General features: G+C 60.2%; 5 protein-coding genes. 4 read left to right on the top strand and 1 reads right to left on the bottom strand.

From position 1 onward, the window contains the following. Nucleotides 1-165 precede the first annotated feature (165 nt). Nucleotides 166-495: a thioredoxin TrxA gene (gene trxA / locus WBP53_RS10925; RefSeq protein WP_423928822.1), complete on the top strand. Its 330-nt coding sequence runs from the start codon at nt 166-168 to the stop codon at nt 493-495. Between the two features lie 261 nt (nt 496-756). Then, nucleotides 757-2,502, top strand: a complete 1,746-nt coding sequence (gene rho, locus WBP53_RS10930) for a transcription termination factor Rho (RefSeq protein ID WP_423928824.1) — start codon at nt 757-759, stop codon at nt 2,500-2,502. A 295-nt stretch (nt 2,503-2,797) separates the two neighbouring features. Here the strand turns inward: rho and WBP53_RS10935 are convergent, their stop codons facing one another. Further along, nucleotides 2,798-3,706, bottom strand: a complete 909-nt coding sequence (locus WBP53_RS10935; protein ID WP_423928826.1) for a lipid A biosynthesis acyltransferase — start codon at nt 3,704-3,706, stop codon at nt 2,798-2,800. Nucleotides 3,707-3,810: 104 nt separating this feature from the next. On the opposite strand from WBP53_RS10935, the gene dtd reads away from it, so the two are divergent. Together dtd and rpoD are read left to right on the top strand one after the other, a co-directional pair. Then, nucleotides 3,811-4,257: a D-aminoacyl-tRNA deacylase gene (dtd, locus tag WBP53_RS10940; RefSeq protein WP_423928828.1), complete on the top strand. Its 447-nt coding sequence runs from the start codon at nt 3,811-3,813 to the stop codon at nt 4,255-4,257. Between the two features lie 113 nt (nt 4,258-4,370). Beyond that, a partial coding sequence (rpoD, locus tag WBP53_RS10945) for an RNA polymerase sigma factor RpoD (RefSeq protein WP_423928830.1) occupies nt 4,371-5,991 on the top strand: 1,621 nt, incomplete at its 3' end.

The raw sequence follows: 5,991 nt of genomic DNA on the forward strand, positions 1-5,991 counted from the left end.
CGCCCCCAACTTGCGCAGGACAGCCGATTGGGCTGAAATGGACCGGAATGAGCACACGCTCGTTTCTCAGTCCATGCCGTAAAGCCGGACAAGTGTAGCTGAACCCGCCGCCAGACGCTTGCCGTGCGGGCAAAACCCCTATCTCAACCCCCCTGGAGGTTCCGCGTGAGCGAGCAAATTGCCCATGTCACCGATGACCAGTTTGAAACCGAAGTACTTCAGTCGTCGGAACCCGTCCTGGTCGACTTCTGGGCCGAATGGTGTGGTCCCTGCAAGATGATCGCCCCGATCCTCGACGAGCTTGCCGCAACCTACGGTGGCCGACTGAAGGTCGCCAAGATCAACATCGACCACAATCAGAAGACCCCGCGCAACTACAACGTCCGCGGCATCCCCACCCTGATGATCTTCAAGGACGGCAAGGTCGAGGCCACCCAGATCGGAGCCGTCAGCAAGACCCAACTGACCCAGCTGATCGACAGTGCGATAGCCTGAGGCGCCGGAAGTGGGGAATAGGGCATCGGGAATGGGAAGTGCAGGAGCTAGAAGCCGCACTTTCCCCTGTTGCTACGTACTGGCGCATTTTCGCTTGTGAACCATTCCCCACTCTCCACCCCCCATTCCCTGCTTCAAAGCTAGACGCCAGGCACAATGCAGTGCTAAGTTATTCAGCAGTGACATGGAGCGCATCCGCTCCGCCTTCCGCAATACCCCCCAACATCCCTTTCCCCCTACGGCACCCAACGAGGTCCGTCCGTGTCCGATACCGATAATCCAGAATCCGGCGAAAGCGCCGCACCCAAGGCTCGTCCCGAGCCCCGTCCACGCCAGCCGCGTGCGCCCAAGGCAGCACGTGCCGAAAGCAAGAGTTCGGAGTCCAGTTCCCCTGCCGAATCGGCCGAACCTTCGCCGCCGCGCCAGGAACGGGCCGCTTCAGGCAATGAGGACGGCAATCGCCAGTCCGAGGCCCCCTCAGGCGACTCCTCGCCAAACCAGAATTCGCAGTCCGAGAACGCTCGCGACAACGATGGCGGATCAGGTTCGTCGGAAAGTCAGGAGGGCGGCAACGCCAACCAGCGCCAAGGCAACCAGCAGCGCAATCCGCAGCAGAACCAGCAGCGCGGACCGCGCAATCGTCGTGATCGCAGCCGCGGCAGCAATCGGCCGCAAAATCCGGCTCATCGCGGCTTGCCGCGCGATGACGAAGAGTACGATCCAAGCAAGGACAATGGTCCGCTGATCGACCTCAACGAGCTCAAGCGCAAGAACGCCCTCGACCTCATCGCCCTGGCCGAAACCCTCGGCATCCAGGAAGGTGTGGCGCGCGCGCGCAAGCAGGATGTGATCTTCAACATCCTCAAGGCGCACGCCAAGGCCGGCGGCGGCATTTATGGCGAAGGCGTGCTCGAAATCCTGCAGGATGGCTTCGGCTTCCTGCGCGGCCCGGACCAGTCCTACCTGGCCGGCCCGGACGATATCTACGTTTCGCCCTCGCAAACACGCCGATTCAATCTGCGCACCGGAGACTACATTGCCGGTCGCATTCGTCCTCCGAAGGAAGGCGAGCGTTACTTCGCCCTGCTCAAGGTCGACCATATCAATGGCGAGCCGCCCGAAGCATCGAAGAACAAGGCCCTGTTCGAGAACCTGACGGCGCTGTTCCCGCGCAAGTCGTTCCGTCTCGAACGCGGCAATGGCTCAACCGAGGACATCACCGGTCGCATCCTCGACCTGGTGGCACCGATCGGTCGCGGCCAGCGTGGCCTGATCGTCTCGCAGCCCAAGGCCGGCAAGACGATGATGCTGCAGAACATCGCCCAGGCGATCGTGCACAACCATCCGGACGTGCACCTGATCATTCTTCTCATCGACGAACGTCCCGAGGAAGTCACCGAGATGCAGCGCGGTGTCCGCGCCGAGGTGATCAGCTCCACCTTCGACGAGCCGGCCACGCGACATGTGCAGGTCGCCGAGATGGTCATCGAGCGGGCCAAGCGTCTGGTCGAGCACAAGAAGGATGTGGTCATCCTGCTTGATTCGATCACTCGTCTCGCACGCGCCTACAACACCGTGATCCCGTCATCGGGCAAGGTGCTGACCGGCGGTGTGGACGCGAACGCCCTGCAGCGGCCAAAACGCTTCTTTGGTGCCGCGCGCAATGTCGAGGAAGGCGGTTCTCTCACCATCATCGCCACGGCGCTGGTCGAGACCGGCTCGAAGATGGATGAGGTGATCTACGAAGAGTTCAAGGGCACAGGCAACATGGAAGTTCACCTGAGCCGGCGAATTTCCGAGAAGCGCGTATATCCGTCCATCGATATCAATCGCTCTGGCACGCGCCGCGAAGAACTCCTCATCGAGCCCGACATGCTGCAGAAGATCTGGATCCTGAGGAAACTCCTGCATCCCATGGATGAACTTGCCGCGATGGAATTCATGCTCGACAAGATGAAGAACACCAAGTCCAACGACGAGTTCTTCAGTTCGATGAAGCGCAGCTGATCGCAGACACAGACTTCGTCATCCAGATAAAAACCGCCGTGAGGCGGTTTTTATCTTTTGGGGGTTCTTCGTCGGGAAGTGCGAGCGCCGGGGAAAGCATCGGCTGGCTATCAGGACTTCCCGTCGTGAAATGGAATCGGAAAGCCACGGGGGCATGCGTAGTTCGATGGCTTTGATTGAAAAAACATCCATTGCCGGTTCATGGCTTCGTTGAGGGCTTGCCTTTGCGGGTAGGCATCGTCGGTTGTTGTTTCAAGGCCTTGAACTGGCGAACAGAAAAACATCCAGTGCGCGTTCATGACTTTGCTGGCGTTTTTTTATACGGGTTGGTATCGGCGGTGGTTGGACGTATCGAGTACCGCTTGTAGTGCCACTGATACTGCAATGGTGCGATGCGCACGCAGGCTTCCACGCTTCGATTCATCGCCGTGCAGGCAACCCTCAGGTCGGTATCGGAGATGTCTTTCGATGCTGGCTGCACGTGTATGCGGAAACCCTCACCGCGCGGAAGTCGTTCAGCAAATGCGAACAACACGGTTGCTCCCGTACGTTCCGCAAGCCTCGGCACCAGAACCATGGTCAGGGCCTCCATGCCGAAAAACGGAGCGAACTCGCCTTCACCTTTCTTGGGCTGCTGGTCGGGCAGGATGCCAACCACGCCGCCTGCCGCCAGTCGGCGATACAGGCTGCGAACCCCCGCCCCTTCTGCGCGCACCTGCTCCACCTTCGACGCCCCCCTCGCCTTGATCAGCAGCGATTCCATGTCCGGATTGCGTGGTGGCCGATAGACGATGGCCAATGATGTGCGTTCCGCCAGCCAGTAGCTCAGCAACTCCCAGCACCCGAGATGTGGCGCCGCGATAATGACGCCCTTCCCGCTCGCCAGCGCTTCGTCGAGAAGGGCCTCGCCACGCACCTCCCGCACCATCCGCAATGCCGATCCGGAGCGCCCGGACCAGATCCTGGCCACCTCGACGGCGGACTTGCCCGACTCGCGCAGCACCTGCCGCGGATCAAGCTCGCCCAACCCGCTTTCAGTCGTCGTCTCAATCAGGCGAAGGTTGATCTCGGTGATGCGCCGTTCGTTTCTCCTCAACCACCATGCGACATCGCCCAACATGCCGCCCAGGGCATGCAGGATGCGCAGCGGCAGCAGGCCGGCCAGCCACAAGACGGCGTAGAGGAAGCGTATTGACCAGGTCATCGTGTGCGGATCAGGTGGAAAGTGGTGATTCTAACGGTTGCGGATCGTTTGACCGGATTCCATGTCTGCGGCGAGGATGGCGCTCCAAACCTTCGGAACCAACCATGATTGCCTTGATCCAGCGCGTCAGCCAGGCCCATGTGGAAGTCGGCACCGAAGTGGTGGGCAGAATCGGGGCAGGTCTTCTTGCCTTCATCGCAGTCGAGCGTGGCGATGGTGATGCGCAGGTCAAGCGCTTGCTCGAGCGCGTCCTCGGCTACCGGGTTTTCAGCGACGAAGGCGGCCGCATGAATCTCTCCCTGCGCGATACCGGCGGAGGTCTGCTGCTGGTTTCGCAGTTCACCCTGGCTGCGGATACCTCCAGCGGCATGCGCGCCGGATTCACCGGCGCAGCCAGCCCCGAACTTGGCGAACTGCTTTTCGACCAGATGGTCGAACTGGCACGGAGTACGCACCCAGAGGTGGAAACGGGCCGCTTTCGTACCCATATGCATGTGCACCTGGTCAACGACGGGCCGGTAACGTTCCATCTGCGCGTGGCTCCGGGCTGATCCGGGCCCGGCAAGTCGGCCTGAGGGCCGCTCTTTAAGTATCAACAACTTGGGTTGCCCTTGACGGGCCTCCTATACTTCCGAGTCTTTGTTTAAGGGTTAGCAGAACATTCATGGCGATCGAGCATATCCAGGAGCAGAAAACCACCGACATCAAGGCGCTCATTACCAAGGGCAAGGAGCAGGGATACCTGACCTACGCCGAGGTAAATGACCATCTGCCCGATGACATCGTCGATCCCGAACAGATCGAAGACATCATCGGCATGATCAACGACATGGGTATCGAGGTGCACGAAGTTGCTCCGGATACCGAGACCTTGCGCGCACAGTCGGCCGGCTCCACCGATGACGATACGGCGACCGAGGAAGCTGTCGCCGTGCTGTCCGCTGTTGACGCCGAAGTCGGCCGCACCACCGATCCGGTACGCATGTACATGCGCGAAATGGGTACGGTCGAGCTGCTGACTCGCGAGGGCGAAATTGCAATCGCCAAGCGCATCGAAGAAGGCCTCAACCAGGTTCAGGCAGCGCTGGCCAGCTTCCCATGGTCCATCCAGCTGCTGGTCGAGGAATACGACCTGTTCACCGAGGGCAAGAAGCGGATGTCGGAAGTCATCACCGGCTTCCTCGATATCGAAGTACCCACGCCCGAGGAAATCGCCGCCGCTGCCGCCAAGGAAGCTGCCGAGAAGGCCGAGAAGGCCGGCAACGACGAGGACGGTGACGGAGATGATGATTCCGATGATGATGCGGACGATTCGACACCGGTCGATACCGGCCCGGATCCGCTCGAAGTGGCTCGGCGCATGGAGCTCCTGCGCGCCGGCTATGCGAAGTACCAGAAGCTCTCCGAGAAGAATGGCCTGGGCGACAAGAAGGCCCAGAAGCTGCGCGAGCTGATTGCGGAAGAATTCCTCAATCTCAAGCTGCCGGCCATCCTGATTGATGCGCTCGTGCGCAAGTTGCGTGAAGTGGTCAGCAATATCCGCTACCACGAGCGCCTGATCATGGACATCTGCATCAAGCAGGCGCGCATGCCACGCAAGGAATTCCTCAAGGTATTCCCGTCCAACGAGACCAACCTCGAGTGGGCCGAGGAACTGATGCGCAAGCGCCAGAAGTGGTCGGCTGCCGTGAAGACGCACAAGGATGCCCTGGTGGGCGAGCAGCACAAGCTGGTATCCATCGAGAACACGCTGTTCCTGACGGTCGCTGACATCAAGGAAATCAATCGTGCGATGTCGATTGGCGAAGCCAAGGCTCGCCGCGCGAAGAAGGAGATGGTCGAGGCAAACCTGCGCCTGGTCATCTCGATCGCGAAAAAATACACGAACCGTGGCCTGCAATTCCTCGACCTGATCCAGGAAGGCAACATCGGCTTGATGAAGGCCGTCGACAAGTTCGAGTATCGCCGCGGCTACAAGTTCTCGACCTATGCAACGTGGTGGATCCGCCAGGCCATCACTCGCTCGATCGCCGATCAGGCGCGTACGATCCGCATTCCTGTGCACATGATCGAGACGATCAACAAGCTCAATCGCATCAGCCGCCAGATGCTGCAGGAGATGGGCCGCGAGCCGACTCCGGAAGAGCTGGCGATCAAGATGGAGATGCCCGAGGACAAGATCCGCAAGGTGCTCAAGATCGCCAAGGAGCCGATCTCGATGGAAACCCCGATCGGCGACGACGAGGATTCCCACTTGGGCGATTTCATCGAGGACATCTCGATTG

The sequence above is a fragment of the Dokdonella sp. genome (assembly GCF_049593775.1).
Classification (GTDB): Bacteria; Pseudomonadota; Gammaproteobacteria; order Xanthomonadales; family Rhodanobacteraceae; genus Dokdonella.

Coding starts and splice junctions, on each gene's coding strand:
- dtd (WP_423928828.1), top strand. CDS start 3,811: ATGATTGCCTTGATCCAGCGCGTCAGCCAGGCCCATGTGGAAGTCGGC.
- WBP53_RS10935 (WP_423928826.1), bottom strand. CDS start 3,706: ATGACCTGGTCAATACGCTTCCTCTACGCCGTCTTGTGGCTGGCCGGC.